This window comes from Cellulosimicrobium composti, from assembly GCF_009711085.1.
Classification (GTDB): Bacteria; Actinomycetota; Actinomycetes; order Actinomycetales; family Cellulomonadaceae; genus Cellulosimicrobium; species Cellulosimicrobium composti.
On record NZ_WMKA01000021.1, the window covers coordinates 35,570 to 51,110 of the forward strand.

Consider the following 15,541-nt stretch of genomic DNA (forward strand, 5'->3'; position numbering starts at 1 on the left):
CACCCCGCCGGCACCGGACACGACAGGAGACCTCCGATGAGCCAGTCGACCACCACCGCGACCACCCCGCCCCCCGCGCTCGACACCGACGCCCTCATGGGCTTCGTGCTCCGTGCGGTCGACGAGGTGGGCGCGACCCTCAACGCCGCGCTCGTCGTCCTCGGCGACAAGCTCGGGTACTACCGCGACCTCGCCGCGCACGGCCCCACCACGCCGGCCGAGCTCGCCGAGCGCAGCGCGACGGCCGAGCCGTACGCACGGGAGTGGCTCAACGCCCAGGCCGCGGGCGGCTACGTGACGTACGACCCGGCGTCGGGCCGGTACACCCTCCCCCCGGAGCAGGCCGTGGCCCTCACGGTCGAGGACAGCCCGGCGTTCCTGCCCGGACTCTTCCAGCTCGCGCTCGGCACCGTGCACGACGTCGACCACGTCCTCGACGCGGCACGCAGCGGCGGCGGCTACGGGTGGCACGAGCACGTCACCGACGTCCACGTCGGGTGCGAGCGCTTCTTCCGACCGAGCTACCACGCCCACCTGGTCGCCGAGTGGCTGCCCGCGCTCGACGGCGTGGTCGCCAAGCTCGAGCAGGGCGCGCTCGTCGCGGACGTCGGGTGCGGGCACGGCGCCTCGACGATCCTCATGGCGCAGGCGTTCCCGCGGTCGACGTTCGTGGGATCCGACTACCACCCGGAGTCGATCGCGGTCGCGCGGCAGCGGGCCGCGGAGGCGGGGGTCGCCGACCGGGTGCGGTTCGAGGTCGCCCCGGCCCAGGAGCTGCCCGGGACGGGCTTCGACCTCGTGACGATGTTCGACTGCCTGCACGACATGGGCGACCCCGTCGGGGCCGCGGAGCAGGTCCGGCGCGCCCTGGCCCCGGACGGCACGTGGATGGTCGTCGAGCCGATGGCCGGGGACCACGTCGAGGACAACCTCACCCCGGTCGGCCGGGCGTACTACGGCTTCTCGACGCTGCTGTGCACCCCCGCGTCGCTGTCGCAGGACGTCGGGGTCGCGCTGGGCACGCAGGCGGGCCCCGCCCGGATCCGGGACGTCGCGACGGCGGGCGGGTTCGGGCGGTTCGCGTCCGTCGCCGAGACGCCGTTCAACCGCGTGCTGGAGATCCGGCCCTGATTCCGGGCCGACCGTCGCCACGAGCGAAGGAGGGGTGGGCATGAGCGCTGCACCGGAGGAGACTGCACGGATGACGGGCCGTCGTGAGCCGGAGGGCCGTCCCTGGCCCGCTCCGGTGCGGCCGCCCGACCGGACCGGCGTCGTCGTCCGGGACGGCGTCGCGCTCCCCTGGGCCGTGCACGGCACCTCGGGGCCGACCGTCCTGCTGCTGCCCACGTGGTCGCTCGTGCCGTCACGGTTCTGGAAGTCCCAGGTCCCCTTCCTCGCCCGGCACCTGCGCGTCGTCACGTTCGACGGCCGCGGCAGCGGGGCCGCCGGACGCCCCGAGGGCGCCGCGGCCTACGCCGACGTGCAGTACGCCGCCGACGCGGCCGCCGTGCTCGACGCCACGGGCACCGAGCGGGCGGTCGTCGTCGGGTACTCGAGCGGCGCGGCGTGGGCGGTGCACCTCGCCGCGGACCACCCCGACCGCGTGCAGGGCGTCGTCGCCATCGCCGCGTCGTGCGACCTCGCCGTCGCCGCGCCGGAGCGCGAGCGGTACGCCTGGGACACCCGCCACGACACCACCGAGGGCTGGGCCAAGTACAACCGGGCGTACTGGCTCGGCGGCGGGTACGACGACTACGTCGACTTCTTCGCCCGGAGGATGTTCACGGAGCCGCACTCCACCAAGCAGGTCGAGGACGTCGTCCGCTGGGCCCACGAGATCAGCCCGCGCACGCTCGCCGACACGACGGCCGGCCGGCTCGGGCTCGACGGCGCGACCCGCACGCCCCTCGAGCCCGTGTGCGCGCGGGTCACGTGCCCCGTGCTCGTCGTGCACGGGGAGCAGGACGCGATCCGGCCGGCCGCCGTCGGGGAGCGGCTCGCCGAGCTCACCGGGGGCGAGCTCGTCCTCGTCGAGGGCGCGGGGCACGGCCTGCCCGCACGCGACCCGGTCCGGATCAACCTGCTCCTGCGCGAGTTCGTGGAGCGGACCGTCCCCGCCGCGACGGTCCCCCGCGCCCGCCGGCGCACGTGGACGCGCGCGCCGAGCCGCCACCGGCGTGCGCTCTACCTGTCCTCCCCGATCGGTCTCGGCCACGCCCGCCGCGACCTCGCCGTGGCCCGCGCGCTGCGCGAGCACCACCCGGACCTCGAGATCGACTGGCTCACCCAGCACCCCGTGACCCGCGTGCTCGCCGACGCCGGCGAGCGCGTGCACCCCGCCTCGGCGTGGCTCGCGAACGAGTCGGCCCACGTCGAGGACGAGTCCGCCGACCACGACCTGCACGCCTTCCAGGCGATCCGCCGGATGGACGAGCTCATGGTGAGCAACTTCATGGTCTTCGCGGACGTCGTCGAGGGGGGCCGCTACGACCTCGTCGTGGGCGACGAGGCGTGGGACGTCGACCACTTCCTCCACGAGAACCCGGAGCTCAAGCGGTTCTCGTTCGCGTGGATGACCGACTTCGTCGGCTGGGTGCCGATGCCCGACGGCGGCGCCGCGGAGGCCGCGCTCACCGCCGACCGCAACGCCGAGATGATCGAGCAGCGCGCCCGCTACCGGCGGGTCCGGGACCGGTCCGTGTTCGTCGGGAACCCGGCCGACGTCGTCGACCTCCCGTTCGGTCCGGGCCTGCCGGGGATCCGGGAGTGGACCGAGGCGAACTTCGACTTCGCCGGGTACGTCACGGGCTTCGTGCCCCCGACGGCGGGCGAGCGCGCGGCACTGCGGCACGGGCTCGGGTACGGCCCGGACGACGTGCTCTGCGTGGTCACCGTCGGCGGGTCGGGCGTCGGCGCGCCGCTCCTGCGCCACGTGCTCGACGCCGTCCCGCTCGCGCGCCGGCTGGTCGACGGGCTGCGCGTCCTCGTCGTGACCGGACCGCGGATCGACCCCGCGAGCCTGCCGCGGCGGCGCGGCGTCACCTACCGGGGGTACGTGCCCGACCTCCACCGGTACCTGGGCGCGTGCGACCTCGCGGTGGTGCAGGGCGGCCTGACGACGTGCATGGAGCTCGCGGCCGCCGGGCGCCCGTTCCTCTACGTGCCTCTGCGGCACCACTTCGAGCAGAACGTCCACGTGCGCCACCGGCTGGAGCGGTACGGCGCGGGCCGGTGCGTGGAGTACGCGCAGGCGTGCGACCCGGACGCCCTCGCCGCGGCCATGGCCGCCGAGCTCGCGACGGGGCGCGCCGGCGGTCCGCTTCCCCGGACCGTCCTGCCGGTCGAGACCGACGGGGCCGCCCGCGCCGCCGCGATGCTGGCCGAGCTGCTGTAGGCCGCGCCGCGTGCGCCGGGCGGGTCCCCGGCCCCGTCGAGGTCGCCGCCGGCGTCGGCGTCAGGGGGCGACGGCCTCCGGCACCGCGTCGTCGGCCATGAGGTCGACGACCTCGCCCGCGACGAGCCGCGCGAGCAGGTCGAGGTCGACGCGCTCGAGCGACGGCGTCCGGCTCAGGCCGGGCGCCGCCGGCACGGGGACGACTGCCTGCACGCCGAGCGTGGCGGCGCCGGACGCGCGCGCGGACGCGATGCCCGCGGGCGAGTCCTCGACCGCGACGCAGCGCGTGACGTCGACGCCGAGCCGCCGCGCGGCGAGCAGGTACGGCTCGGGGTCGGGCTTGCCGCGCTCGACCTCGTCCCCGCACACGAGCACCTCGAACGCGCCCTCGGGGGCGAGGTCCGCGACCGGGGCGGCGAGCTCGCGGTAGGACATGGTGACGAGCGCGCACCGCACGCCCGCGTCGCGCAGCGTGGCGAGCAGCTCGCGCGCGCCCGGCTGCCACGGGACCTCGACCCGCACCTGGTCGATGACGCGACCGATGAGGAACGCGACGATCTCGTCGACCGGGAGGTCGACGCCACCGCGGTCGCGCAGCACCTTCGCCGACTCGCGCAGCGGGTTCCCGACGAGCGACATCGCGTCCTCGTGCGTCCACGTGCCGCCGTGGGCCTCGACGAGCTCGTGCTCGGCGGCGATCCAGTAGGGCTCCGTGTCCACGAGCGTGCCGTCCATGTCCCACAGCACCGCCTGCGGGAGCGTGCGGTCGGCGGGGGCGGTCTCGGCAGGGGCGTGCGACGTCACGGTGGAGCTCCAGGGAACGGGGGTGAGAGGGGCGCGGGCGGCGACCGCCCGGCTCCTCCACCCTACGCGGGCGGCGCCGCGCGCCGACGTGGGCTACGCCACGCGCGAACCCGCCCCGCCGTCGCCGGGCCCGGCCGCATAGGCTGGGGCGATGACCGAGAACGCGACCGAGGGCACCCGGCAGACCGTGATGATCGCGGCGTTCGAGGGCTGGAACGACGCGGGGAGCGCCGCGACGGCCGCGCTCCAGCACCTGCACGAGGTGTGGGGCGCCGAGGACGTCGACGAGCTCGACCCGGAGGAGTACCACGACTTCCAGGTGAACCGCCCCGTGGTGACGACCGACGACGAGGGGCGCCGCGAGATCACGTGGCCGACGACGACGATCGCGTCCGCGGTGCTGTCCCCCACGGGGCGCCGGGTCGTGCTCGTGCACGGCATCGAGCCGTCGATGCGGTGGCGCCGGTACTGCCGCGAGCTCCTCGACATCGCGGAGGAGCACGGCGTGCGCACGGTCGTGACGCTGGGCGCGCTGCTCGCGGACGTGCCGCACACGCGCCCGATCCCCATGACGGCGACGTCCGAGAGCGTGGGCCTGCAGGCCGTGCTCGACGTCGAGCCGAGCACCTACGAGGGGCCGACCGGCATCGTGGGCGTGCTGCAGCACGCCGCCGCGGAGCGCGGGCTGCAGTCGGTGTCGCTGTGGGCGGCCGTGCCGCACTACGTCGCGCACCCGCCGTCGCCCAAGGCGACGCTCGCGATCCTCGCGCGCATCGAGGAGCTCCTGTCCGAGCCGATCCCGCTCGGGGACCTGCCGGAGGACGCCGAGGCGTGGCAGCACGGCGTCGACGAGCTCGCGGCGGAGGACGCCGAGATCGCCGAGTACGTGCAGCAGCTCGAGGAGGCCAAGGACACGGCCGAGCTGCCCGAGGCGAGCGGCGAGGCCATCGCGCGCGAGTTCGAGCGCTACCTGCGCCGTCGCGACCGCGGCAACCCGGGCAAGGGCCCGACCGTCTGACACCCCGGGCGCGATCCGGGGACGCCCCGGTCGCGGGGACCGCGCCGCCCGCCCTCGACGACGGCGGGCGCGTGCGGCCTCAGAGCCGGACGCCCAGCAGCGCGTTCACCGCCCGCGCGACGACGCCGGGAGCCCCCTCGTCGTCGCCGGACGTGTCCCGGCCGGGACGCAGCGACTCGGCGGCCCACGCGTCGACGGCCGCGAGCGCCGCGGGCGCGTCGAGGTCGTCCGCGAGCGCGGCGCGCACGGCGGCGAGCGTCGCCGTCGCGTCGGGCCCACCGTTGCCGGAGACGGCGTCGCGCCAGGTCTCGAGACGGCGCGCACCCGCGGGCAGGTCGTCGTCGGTCCACTCCCACTCGCCGCGGTAGTGGTGCGCGAGGAGGGCGAGGCGGATCGCCATCGGGTCGACGCCCGTGGCGCGCAGGGTGGACACGAGCACGAGGTTGCCGCGCGACTTGCTCATCTTCTCGCCGTCGTACGCGACGAGGCCGGCGTGCACGTGCGCGCGCGGCGCCCCGCCCCCGGACAGCATGCGGTCGTGCGACGACGACATCTCGTGGTGCGGGAACAGCAGGTCCGCTCCCCCGCCCTGGACGTCGAACGGGAGGCCGAGACCGTCGCGCGAGATCACGGCGCACTCGACGTGCCAGCCGGGACGCCCGGTGCCGAGCGCGCCGCCGTCCCACGCGGGCTCGCCCGGCCGCTCGCGCCGCCACAGCAGCGGGTCGAGCGGGTCCTTCTTGCCCTCGCGGTCGGGGTCGCCGCCGCGCTCGGCGAACAGGTGCTGCATGACGTCGCGCGCGAGGCGCGAGACGGAGCCGAAGCCGGCGTCCGCCGAGAGGTCGGCGTACACGTCGCCGAGGCCGGGGTCGGTGCCGCCCGCGCCGGGCTCGACGGGGACGCGGTAGGCGAGCCCGGCGTCGAGGAGCTGCGTGACCGCCTCGACCACGGCGGGGATCGTCTCGACCGCGCCCTCGTAGACGTCCGGCGGGACGACGCCGAGCGCCGTCATGTCCTCGGCGAACAGCGCCGTCTGCTCGACGGCGAGCGCACGCCAGTCGACGCCGGTCGCGGCGGCACGCTCCAGCAGCGGGTCGTCGACGTCGGTGACGTTGGACGCGTAGCGCACGGTGTGGCCGGCGTCCTTCCACGCGCGCACGAGGAGGTCGAACGCGACGTACGTCGCGGCGTGGCCGATGTGGGTCGCGTCGTAGGGCGTGATGCCGCACACGTAGAGGGTGGCGTCCTCCCCCTGCGCGGCGACGACGAGCTCGCGGGTCGACGAGTCGTGCACCCGGACCGGGAGGCCTCGTCCGGGGAGCTCGGGGATCTGCGGGGCGGGCCAGCTGTGCACGCGTCAACCTTAGCCGCCGGGGCGCCGCCGTCGGACCGCCGTCCGGCACGCGGGCGAGGCGCGGCGCCGCGCCCGACGGCGACCGGGCAGGTCCGTGCGGGGCGCGGGACAATGCGGACGTGACGAACCCCACCGAGCCGCGGACGGGCACCCCGCCCGACGGCGCGCCCGCCCCCGCGCCCCGACGACCGACCGTGCGCGCCGTCGCGGCGTGGACGGTCGAGCCCGGCGCCGACGGCGTGCACCCGGCCGATCCCGGCACCCTGGACACTCCTGGCGACCGGCACGCCGCCCGCGCCACGGTGACCTGGGCGCGTCTGGAGGACCTCGACGCCGTGCTCGACGCCGCGGCCCAGGTCACGACCGGGGTGGGCCCGACGCGGCAGGACCTCGCGCGGCACAACCGCCACCCCTTGGCGCACGTGCGCCGCGTCGCGGCGGACTGGCTCCTCCTGGTGACCCCGACGGCATGGTTCACCGAGTCGGACCGCCAGGTGCACACGGGCCAGTTCGCCGCGCTGCTCGGCCCGGGCCTCGTCCTCACCGCCGAGGAGGGCGACGCGGACGTGCACGCGATCATGCTCGACAAGGTCGCCGCGCCCGGCGACCCCCACGGCTCGCCCGTCCAGCGGATCGTCTCCGCCGCGGTCCTCGCCATCGTCGGCGGCGCCTCGCAGGTCGAGCTGGGCCTGGGCGACGCCGTCGCCGACACCGAGCGCGTGGTGTTCGACCAGCAGCGCGAGGACCCGGTCGAGCGCATCTACGACCTCAAGCGCGAGATCACCGAGGCGCGGCGCGCCCTGATGCCCGTCACGGCGGAGCTGCCCGAGCTGCTCGACCCGGACGTCCCCGACCACCTCGGGGTGAACCGGCGCATGCTCGAGCGCGTCGTGACGACGGTCGAACGGATCGACCGGCACCTCGACGCGCACGACGACCTGCTCTCGGACATGCTCCAGGTCCACATGACCCAGGTCTCGGTGCGGCAGAACGAGGACATGCGCAAGATCTCGGCGTGGGCGGCGATCCTCGTGTACCCGACGATCGTCGCGGGCGTGTACGGGATGAACTTCCGCAACATGCCGGAGCTGCACTGGGCGTTCGGCTACCCCTTCGCGCTCGCCCTCATGGCGGGCGGCTGCGTCGTGCTCTACCGCGTCTTCAAGCGCGTCGGCTGGCTCTGACCGCGGCCCGAGAGGGTCACGGCGTCGAGACGGCCGTCCCGCCCGGCTCCAGCACGCCCACGAGCAGGAGCAGCACGACGAGCGCCGCGAGCACGAGGCGGTAGACCACGAACGGCGTGTAGCTGAAGGTCGAGACGATCTTGAGGAACGCGATGATGACGAAGTACCCGACGACGAACGCGACGAGCGTCGCGATGAGGGTCGCCCCGGCGCCGGGGGCCCCGGGTGCCGGCTCGTCCGCGGACTTGAAGAGCTGGTAGAAGCCCGAGCCCATGACGGCCGGGATCGCGAGGAGGAACGAGTAGCGCGCCGCCGCCTCGCGCGTGAAGCCCATGAGCAGGCCGGCGGTGATCGTGCCGCCCGAGCGCGAGACGCCGGGGACGAGCGCGAGCGCCTGCGCGAAGCCGAACGCGACCGCCTGCCCCGGCGAGAGCTCGCGCAGCGAGCGCCGCTTGGCGCCGACCCGGTCGGCCCAGCCGAGCAGGAGCGCGAACACCGCGAGCATGAGGGCGGTGAGGTAGAGGTTGCGGAACGTGTTCTCGATCGCGTCCTGGAACAGCAGTCCGAGCACGACGATCGGGACGGAACCGAGCGCGATGAACCAGGCCATCGCGGCGTCGTGGTCGTGGCGCCCGAGCCGGTCGCGCCAGTGCGCGCCGTGCTCGCCGCCCAGCGACCGCCACCAGGCGGCGCAGATCCGCGCGATGTCGCGGCGGAAGTACAGCAGCACCGCGGTCTCGGTCCCGATCTGGGTGATCGCCGTGAAGGCCGCCCCCGGGTCCTGCGAGCCGATGAGCTCCCCCACGATGCGCAGGTGGGCGCTCGAGGAGATCGGGAGGAACTCGGTCAGGCCCTGGACGAGGCCGAGCAGGACGGCTTCCCACGCGTTCACGAGCGGTCACGATACCCGCTCGGGTCCCGCGGCCCCGGACCTCGCCGGGCGGGTCGGGCGGCGTCCGGGGCGGCGGCGCGGGCGGCGCCGCGTGGCGGTCGCCCGGCGGGTGAACCTCGCCGGGTCCCGGCCCCGCGCCGCGCGCCCCGGTCGCCCCGCGAGGCCGCGCCGGTACCCTCGGCTCCCATGGAGAACCGCCACCTCGGCAGCACCGGCCTGCGCGTGTCCGAGCTCGGGCTCGGCACCATGACGTGGGCGCGGGACACGGACGAGCTCGACGCCGCCGAGCAGCTCCGCGACTTCGTCGACGCCGGCGGGACCCTCGTCGACACCGCCGCGTCGTACGCCGACGGCGACGCCGAGTCGCTCCTCGGCTCCCTCCTCGGGACGAAGGTCGACCGGCGCGACGTGCTCCTGTGCACCAAGGCGGGCGTGCGCCACACCGCGCAGGGCCCGGTCGTCGACGCGTCGCGCGGCGCGCTGCTCGACTCGCTCGACGACTCGCTCGCGCGGCTCGGGACCGACCACGTGGACCTGTTCCTCGTGCACGCCCCCGACCCGAGCACGCCGTTCACCGAGACGCTCTCCGCGCTGCGCCACGCGGTGACCTCCGGTCGCGCGCGCTACGTGGGCCTGTCCAACCACCCCGCGTGGTCGACGGCACGCGCCGCGACCCTGCTCGGCGGCACCGACGACGTGGGCCTCGCCGCCGTCGAGCTCGAGTACTCGCTGCTCCAGCGCGGCGCCGAGCGCGAGGTCGTCCCGGCGGCGGAGGCGCTCGGGCTCGGCCTGCTCGCGTGGTCCCCGCTCGGCCGGGGCGTGCTCACGGGCAAGTACCGCCGTTCCCTGCCCGCGGACTCGCGCGGCGCGTCGCCGCACCTGGCGGCGTTCGTCGAGCCGTACCTGGACCAGGCGTCGTCGGGGGTCGTCGAGGCGGTCGTCACCGCGGCCGACGGCCTCGGCCGGGCGCCGCTCGACGTCGCGCTGTCGTGGCTGCTCGGGCGTCCCGCCGTCGCGAGCGCGATCGTCGGGGCGCGCACCCCGGCGCAGCTGCGGACGTCGCTCGCCGCGACGGACCTCGTGCTCCCGGACGCGGTGCGTGCGGCGCTCGACGACGTGAGCGCCGTCGAGGTGGGCTACCCCGAGCGGTGGTGACCGCCGCCCGCGACCGGGCCGGGTGCGGCACGGCGGGCAGGACCGCCCGGGCGGTGCGGGGAGTCAGCGCGCGCCGTCGGTCTCCAGCTCGCCGGTGAGGACGTCGTCGTCGTCGAGCGCGTCGTCGAGGTCGTCGTCGAGCGCGTCCTCGTCCTCCTCGTCGTCGTCCTCGTCGTCCTCCTCCGCGAGGTAGAACGGCGTCGCCTCCCCGTGGACCTGTCCGAGCGCCTCGTCGTAGACCTCGAACGCGTCCGCGAGCACGTAGTAGGCGTCGTCGACGGCGGGGTCGTCCTCCCCGCGGCGTGCGGCGACGGCGTTGTAGTGGGCCTCGAGCGCGGCGATGAACCGGTCGAGCGCGGCACGCGGGTCAGCGGTCATACCCTGACGGTAGCGCCGGAAGGGGCACAATGGCACTCGTTAGCCGGGCTCGTTCCCCCCGCCCGGCCGACGACCAGGACAGGCGAGAGAGGACGGTGGCGCGTGGAGGAGAGGCCGACGTCACGCCGGCGGTCCGGTTGGGCCACGAACGGCGGGCAGTACGAGTACCGCGTCCTGACGATCGACCGCTCCACGAGCCGGTCGGACGCGCGCAGGCTGCTGACCGACGAGGCCGAGTACGGGCGCTGGGAGCTCGCCCGCACGCGGCTCTACGTCGGGGGCGAGCGCCGCGTCTGGCTGCGGCGCAAGATCATCCGCGTCAGCTCGACCCTGTGAGCCCGGGCCGGTGACCGACCGGGACGACCCAGGGCCGGGCGTCTTCACCAAGGCGCGCGCCGACGCGCCCCCGGGCTTCTTCCGCTGCGAGGCCGCGGGTCTCGGGTGGCTGCGCGTGCCCGGGGGCCCGCGCGTGGTCGAGGTCCGCGGCGTCGCGGCGACGCACCTCGCCCTGGAGCGCGTGGCGCCCGCCGCACCCACGGCCGAGGCGGCCCGCGCGTTCGGCCGGTCGCTCGCCGTCGTGCACGACGCCGGCGCCCCGGCCTGGGGCGCGGCGCCGCCCGGCTGGACGGGCGACGCGTTCTTCGGTCCTCTCGACGACCCGCTGCCGATGCCGACGGGCGCGTGGCCGGACTGGCCGTCGTTCTACGCCCAGGCGCGGCTGCTGCCCGTCGCGCGGCAGGGTCGTGACCGCGGCGCGCTCGACGCCGAGGACGCCCGCCTGCTCGAACGGCTCGGCGAACGCCTCGCGGACCTCGCGCGGCCCGCGCTCGACGACGTGCCGGCGCGACTGCACGGCGACCTGTGGTCGGGCAACGTGCTGTGGTCCGCGCGCGACGCCACCGACGACGGCCCGCGCGTCGAGGCGGTGCTCGTCGACCCCGCGGCGCACGGCGGGCACCGCGAGGCCGACCTCGCGATGCTCGCGCTCTTCGGCGCCCCGTTCCTCGACGACGTGCTCGCCGGGTACCAGGAGGTGCACCCGCTCGCACGGGGGTGGCGCCACCGCGTCGTGCTGCACCAGGTCTACCCGGTCGCGGTGCACGCCGTGCTGTTCGGCGGCGGGTACCGGGCGCAGCTGCGCTCGTCGGTCCGGACGCTGCTCGGCGAGGCCTGACGCCGCGCGGTCAGCAGGTGCGCAGGAGCCGGTCCAGCACGCGCACCCCGAACCGGAGCGAGTCGACGGGCACGCGCTCGTCGACCCCGTGGAACATGCCGGAGAAGTCGAGGTCCCCGGGCAGGCGCAGCGGCGCGAACCCGTACCCGGTGATGCCGAGCCGCGCGAGCGACTTGTTGTCCGTGCCGCCGGAGAGCGTGTACGGCAGCACCGTCGCCTCGGGGTCCTCCGCGAGGAGCGAGTCGACCATCGCGTCGACGAGGTCGCCCTCGAACGGCACCTCGAGCGCGATGTCGCGGTGGATCTCCTCGACCCGCACGTGCTCGCCCGCGAGCGCCCGCAGCGTCGCGAAGCCCTCGTCCTCGTGGCCGGGCAGGAGGCGGGCGTCGATCGCCGCCTCGGCGCGGCCCGGGATGACGTTCGCCTTGTAGCCCGCGGAGAGCTGGGTCGGGTTCGAGGTGTGCCGCACCGTCGCGCCGACGAACCGCGACGCGGGGCCGAGCGCCGCGACGAGCGCCTCGACCGAGGTCGGGTCCTGCGGGTCGTAGCGGAGCCCCGTGAGGTCGGCCACGCCCCGCAGGAGCCGGTCGACCGTGGGGGTGAGGGTGTTCGGCCAGTGGTGGGCGCCGATGCGCGCGACCGCCTCGGCGAGGCGCGTCACCGCGTTGTCCTCGTTGACCTGCGAGCCGTGGCCGGCGCGGCCCTCGGCGACGAGGCGCAGCCACGCGATGCCCTTCTCGGCCGTCTGCAGGAGGTAGGCGCGGCGCCCGCCGACCTCGACGGAGAACCCGCCGACCTCGCTGATCGCCTCGGTCGCGCCCTCGAACAGCTCGGGGCGGTGGTCGACGGCGTGGCGCGCCCCGTAGACGCCGCCCGCCTCCTCGTCGGCGAAGAAGGCCACGACGACGTCGCGCGCGGGCTTGCGTCCCTCGCGCGCCATCTGGCGCACGACCGCCAGGATCATCGCGTCCATGTCCTTCATGTCGACGGCGCCGCGGCCCCACAGCAGGCCGTCGATCTCCTCGCCCGCGAACGGGTCGACGGACCAGTCCGACGCCTGCGCGGGCACGACGTCGAGGTGCCCGTGCAGCACGAGGGCCGGCCGGCTCGGGTCGGCGCCCTCGAGCCGCACGACGACGCTCGCGCGCCCCGGCGCCGACTCGAACAGCTCCGGCTCGAGCCCGACCTCGTGGAGCAGGCCCATGACGTGCTCCGCCGCGGCGCGCTCCCCCGGTCCGGACCCGTCGCCGAAGTTGGACGTGTCGATCCGCAGCAGGTCCTGGCAGATCCGCGCCACCTCGTCCTCCGCGCGCGGCACCGGGCCGGGGGCGTCGACGGTCGCCGGGGTGCGGGCGGCGCTGGCCAGGGGGTCCGGGTGCGGAACGGTCATGAGCGACACCGTACCCGCCGCCGTCGTCCCGGCCGACCGCCCCGGCCCCGTGCCCGCATCCCGGACGCGCCGCGGCGTCATCGCCCGCACCGGCCGAGCATGCGGTTGTCGCTCGTCCGGCACCCGGATCGGGCGGCAACCGCATGCTCGGCCGGTCAGTGGCCGTGGTCGTCGAGGTCGACGCGGCGGGGGCCGGTGCCGTCGCCCGGCGCGGCGTCGTCGTGGCCGTCCCCTCCGCGGTGGCCGTCCCCTCCGCCGTGCCCGTCGCGACCGTCACCCGGCGCGCCGTCGTCGTGCGCGACGCCGTCGGGCACCTCGATGCGGTCGGGGGCCTGCTCCCCCGGGGCGACGACGACGAGCTGGCCCATCATGCCCTGGTCCTCGTGGGTGAGGAGGTGGCAGTGGAACATGTAGGGCGTCGTCGGGTCGGTCGTGCCCTCGGCGGCGTCGAACCGCACGAGGAGGCGCGTGACGTGGCCGGGCTCGACGTACACGGTGTCCTGCCACCCCGCGAGGTCGGGGCCCGGCGGGCGGCCCGCGACGTCGAGGACGCGGAACTGGACGTCGTGCACGTGGAAGCTGTGCGGCGTGTCGTCGAGGCCGGTGACCTCCCAGACCTCGGTCTCGCCCGTCGTGACGACCTCGTCGACGCGCGCCATGTCCATCGTGCGCCCGTTGATGGACCGGCCGGAGAGCTGGAACGTGCGCGTGCGCACGGCGTCGCCCTCGTCGAGGACGTCCGCGGGGTCGGTACCGAGGGCGTCCGGCACGGCGGGACTGGGCGCGAGCTCGTCCGCCGCCCGCAGCTCGAGCAGGTCGAACGTGTCGTCGCCGCCCGAGAACCGCTCGAACAGCGGGTTGACGCCCAGGTCGGGCGGGAAGCTGCGCAGGACGGCGCGTTGCCCGGGGGTCATGGTGACGACGACCTCGGCGCGGTCGCCGGGCGACAGGCGCACGCTCTCGACCGTGCGCGGGGCGGGCAGGAGCCCGCCGTCGGTGCCGACGAGCTGGACCGAAGAGCCGTCGGCGAGCCCGACGTCGTACACGCGCGAGTCGGACCCGTTGAGCAGCCGCAGCCGCACGCGCTGCGTCGTGACGTCGAGGTACGGACCGGGCGTGCCGTTGACGAGGACGGTGTCGCCGAGCGTCCCCACGGGCGAGAGGAAGCTCGGCGAGTCCTCGAGCCGGCCGTCGGGCCGGAAGCTCTTGTCCTGCAGGATCAGCGGGACGTCGTCGACGCCGTACTCGTGCGGCAGGTCGCCGGCCGGCCCGTCGGCGGCGGCCGGGTCGTCGAGGAGGAACATGCCGGCGAGACCCCGGTACACCTGGCTCGCGGTCTGCCCGTGCAGGTGCGGGTGGTACCAGAGCGTCGCGGCGGGCTGGTCGATCGTCCACGTGGGCGACCACGTCTCTCCCGGCTCGACCATCTGGTGCGGCCCGCCGTCCATCGCGGGCGGCAGGTGCATGCCGTGCCAGTGGAGCGTCGTGGTCTCGTCGAGCGCGTTCGTCACGTCGACGCGGACCCGCTCCCCGCGCGCGGCGCGCAGCGTGGGGCCCAGGTGGTCGCCGTTCAGCCCGAGGGTGGGGGTCGGCGCGGACGCGCCGAGGTCGGCCACGCCCTCACGCGCCTCGAGCTCGAACACGCGCACGCCGTCCTCGACGCGCGACTCGGCGAGCGGCGGGACGGCGAGCGGCCGCGTGAACTCCACCGCGCCGACGGTGCTGGTCGACGCGCGCGCCCACGCGACCGCGACGACGGTGACGACCGTGCCGACGAACAGCGCGGCGACGACCCCGAGCACGACGAGCACACGGACGACCGGGCTGCGGCGACGACGGGACCGACCGGCCGGCGGGGTCGGCGGCTCTCCGCCGGCGGGCGGCGTGACGGGGTACGGGGTGGTGGACGGGGCGGTCATCGGCATGTGCTCCAGGTGGACGACGGCGGTCGGCGGGCGGGTGGTCGGCGGCGCCCCCGGGTGCGCGGGGCGTCGTCGACGCTAGGGACGGGGAGGGGCCGGGCGCGTCCGCGCGGGCGCGTACCCAGGCCCGGACCGGACCCTGAGCGCGGCGTGCCGCGCCTCGGGGTGCTCCCAGGCTCAGCGGCGGCGCGCGGCGAGGAGGCCGTGCGCCACGAGGCCCGCGAGCGCGCCCCACACGGCGTTGGTGAGCAGCATCGGCAGGATCGCCACGGGCCGGGCGACGGGTCCCTGGAGCTCGCCCGTGAGGATCGGCGACAGCACGGCGCTGATGACGAGCGCGAGCACGGCGTAGGTCAGGCCGACGGCGACGCCCGTCGCGACCGGGTGGGCCGGGCGCGCGGCGACGATCGCGGCGACCCAGACCACGGTGAGCACGAGCGTGACGAGGAGCGGCGCGGCGGGCCGCCCGATCGCGTCGTCGACGCCCGTGACGCTCAGGAGCGGGCGCACGAGCGCGAGCGCCCCGAGCCCGAGGACGAGCGGCCAGCTGAGCGAGCGGACGACGTCCGCGAGGCGCGGCGAGGGCGGGGGCGGTCCCGGCCGGACAGGTCCGCCGGTCGGTGCGGGAGCCCCGGCGTGCGAGCGCGCGGCGTCGGGCGGGTGCGGCCCACCGGTCGGGTACGGGGCGCCGGTCGGGTACGGCGCACCGGTCGGGTCGGGCGCGCCGGACGGGGACGCGGGCGGGACGGGACGGTCGGACGGGTCCGGCGGGACGGGGTTCGTGGTCATGTCCACGACGCTAGGGAGCGGGGCCGCACGGCCGCGTCCGGCCCGGTGCCCGACCGTCTGCGCCGTCGCGCGCGGCTCAGGTACGCG

14 protein-coding genes are annotated in these 15,541 nt (G+C 76.0%); 7 read left to right on the top strand and 7 right to left on the bottom strand.

Annotated elements, in window-relative coordinates; all coding sequences use genetic code 11:
- Positions 1-36: 36 nt before the first annotated feature.
- Entirely contained in the window at positions 37-1,131 is a 1,095-nt protein-coding gene (locus GJV82_RS10525; RefSeq protein WP_155099184.1) for a class I SAM-dependent methyltransferase, read from the top strand.
- A gap of 40 nt (positions 1,132-1,171) precedes the next feature.
- Positions 1,172-3,394 carry an alpha/beta fold hydrolase gene (locus tag GJV82_RS10530; protein ID WP_155099185.1) on the top strand — a complete coding sequence of 741 codons (2,223 nt, stop codon included), beginning with the start codon at positions 1,172-1,174 and terminating at the stop codon, positions 3,392-3,394.
- 60 nt (positions 3,395-3,454) lie between these two features.
- On the opposite strand, the gene GJV82_RS10535 is transcribed toward GJV82_RS10530, so the two are convergent.
- Entirely contained in the window at positions 3,455-4,198 is a 744-nt protein-coding gene (locus GJV82_RS10535) for an HAD family hydrolase (RefSeq protein ID WP_024840175.1), read from the bottom strand.
- Between the two features lie 151 nt (positions 4,199-4,349).
- On the opposite strand from GJV82_RS10535, the gene GJV82_RS10540 reads away from it, so the two are divergent.
- Positions 4,350-5,216, top strand: a complete 867-nt coding sequence (locus tag GJV82_RS10540) for a PAC2 family protein (protein ID WP_024840174.1) — start codon at positions 4,350-4,352, stop codon at positions 5,214-5,216.
- Between the two features lie 79 nt (positions 5,217-5,295).
- Here the strand turns inward: GJV82_RS10540 and mshC are convergent, their stop codons facing one another.
- Positions 5,296-6,570 carry a cysteine--1-D-myo-inosityl 2-amino-2-deoxy-alpha-D-glucopyranoside ligase gene (mshC, locus tag GJV82_RS10545; protein WP_318657507.1) on the bottom strand — a complete coding sequence of 425 codons (1,275 nt, stop codon included), beginning with the start codon at positions 6,568-6,570 and terminating at the stop codon, positions 5,296-5,298.
- A 119-nt stretch (positions 6,571-6,689) separates the two neighbouring features.
- Between mshC and GJV82_RS10550 the strand changes: the two genes are divergently transcribed.
- Positions 6,690-7,754, top strand: coding sequence for a CorA family divalent cation transporter (locus GJV82_RS10550; RefSeq protein WP_061267731.1), 1,065 nt, complete (start codon positions 6,690-6,692; stop codon positions 7,752-7,754).
- A 16-nt stretch (positions 7,755-7,770) separates the two neighbouring features.
- On the opposite strand, the gene GJV82_RS10555 is transcribed toward GJV82_RS10550, so the two are convergent.
- Positions 7,771-8,646 (bottom strand): undecaprenyl-diphosphate phosphatase, encoded by an 876-nt coding sequence (locus tag GJV82_RS10555; protein ID WP_318657508.1) that lies wholly within the window; start codon positions 8,644-8,646, stop codon positions 7,771-7,773.
- A 186-nt stretch (positions 8,647-8,832) separates the two neighbouring features.
- Between GJV82_RS10555 and GJV82_RS10560 the strand changes: the two genes are divergently transcribed.
- Positions 8,833-9,801 (top strand): aldo/keto reductase, encoded by a 969-nt coding sequence (locus tag GJV82_RS10560; protein WP_024840171.1) that lies wholly within the window; start codon positions 8,833-8,835, stop codon positions 9,799-9,801.
- 63 nt (positions 9,802-9,864) lie between these two features.
- Here the strand turns inward: GJV82_RS10560 and GJV82_RS10565 are convergent, their stop codons facing one another.
- The gene (locus GJV82_RS10565) at positions 9,865-10,179 is read right to left on the bottom strand and encodes a hypothetical protein (protein WP_024840170.1); all 315 of its coding nucleotides are present in this window, start codon (positions 10,177-10,179) and stop codon (positions 9,865-9,867) included.
- 102 nt (positions 10,180-10,281) lie between these two features.
- On the opposite strand from GJV82_RS10565, the gene GJV82_RS10570 reads away from it, so the two are divergent.
- Positions 10,282-10,515 carry a DUF5703 family protein gene (locus GJV82_RS10570; protein WP_024840169.1) on the top strand — a complete coding sequence of 78 codons (234 nt, stop codon included), beginning with the start codon at positions 10,282-10,284 and terminating at the stop codon, positions 10,513-10,515.
- Between the two features lie 10 nt (positions 10,516-10,525).
- Positions 10,526-11,353, top strand: coding sequence for a fructosamine kinase family protein (locus GJV82_RS10575; RefSeq protein ID WP_318657509.1), 828 nt, complete (start codon positions 10,526-10,528; stop codon positions 11,351-11,353).
- Between the two features lie 10 nt (positions 11,354-11,363).
- Here GJV82_RS10575 and GJV82_RS10580 read toward each other — a convergent pair whose 3' ends face one another.
- The 3 genes from GJV82_RS10580 to GJV82_RS20070 all read right to left on the bottom strand — a co-directional run bounded on the left by GJV82_RS10580 (position 11,364) and on the right by GJV82_RS20070 (position 15,454).
- Positions 11,364-12,743 carry a M20/M25/M40 family metallo-hydrolase gene (locus GJV82_RS10580; RefSeq protein ID WP_115943675.1) on the bottom strand — a complete coding sequence of 460 codons (1,380 nt, stop codon included), beginning with the start codon at positions 12,741-12,743 and terminating at the stop codon, positions 11,364-11,366.
- Between the two features lie 155 nt (positions 12,744-12,898).
- On the bottom strand, positions 12,899-14,662 hold the full coding sequence (locus GJV82_RS10585) for a multicopper oxidase family protein (protein WP_155099186.1): 1,764 nt from the start codon (positions 14,660-14,662) through the stop codon (positions 12,899-12,901).
- A gap of 180 nt (positions 14,663-14,842) precedes the next feature.
- Positions 14,843-15,454, bottom strand: a complete 612-nt coding sequence (locus tag GJV82_RS20070) for a hypothetical protein (RefSeq protein WP_225873265.1) — start codon at positions 15,452-15,454, stop codon at positions 14,843-14,845.
- Positions 15,455-15,541: the final 87 nt, after the last annotated feature.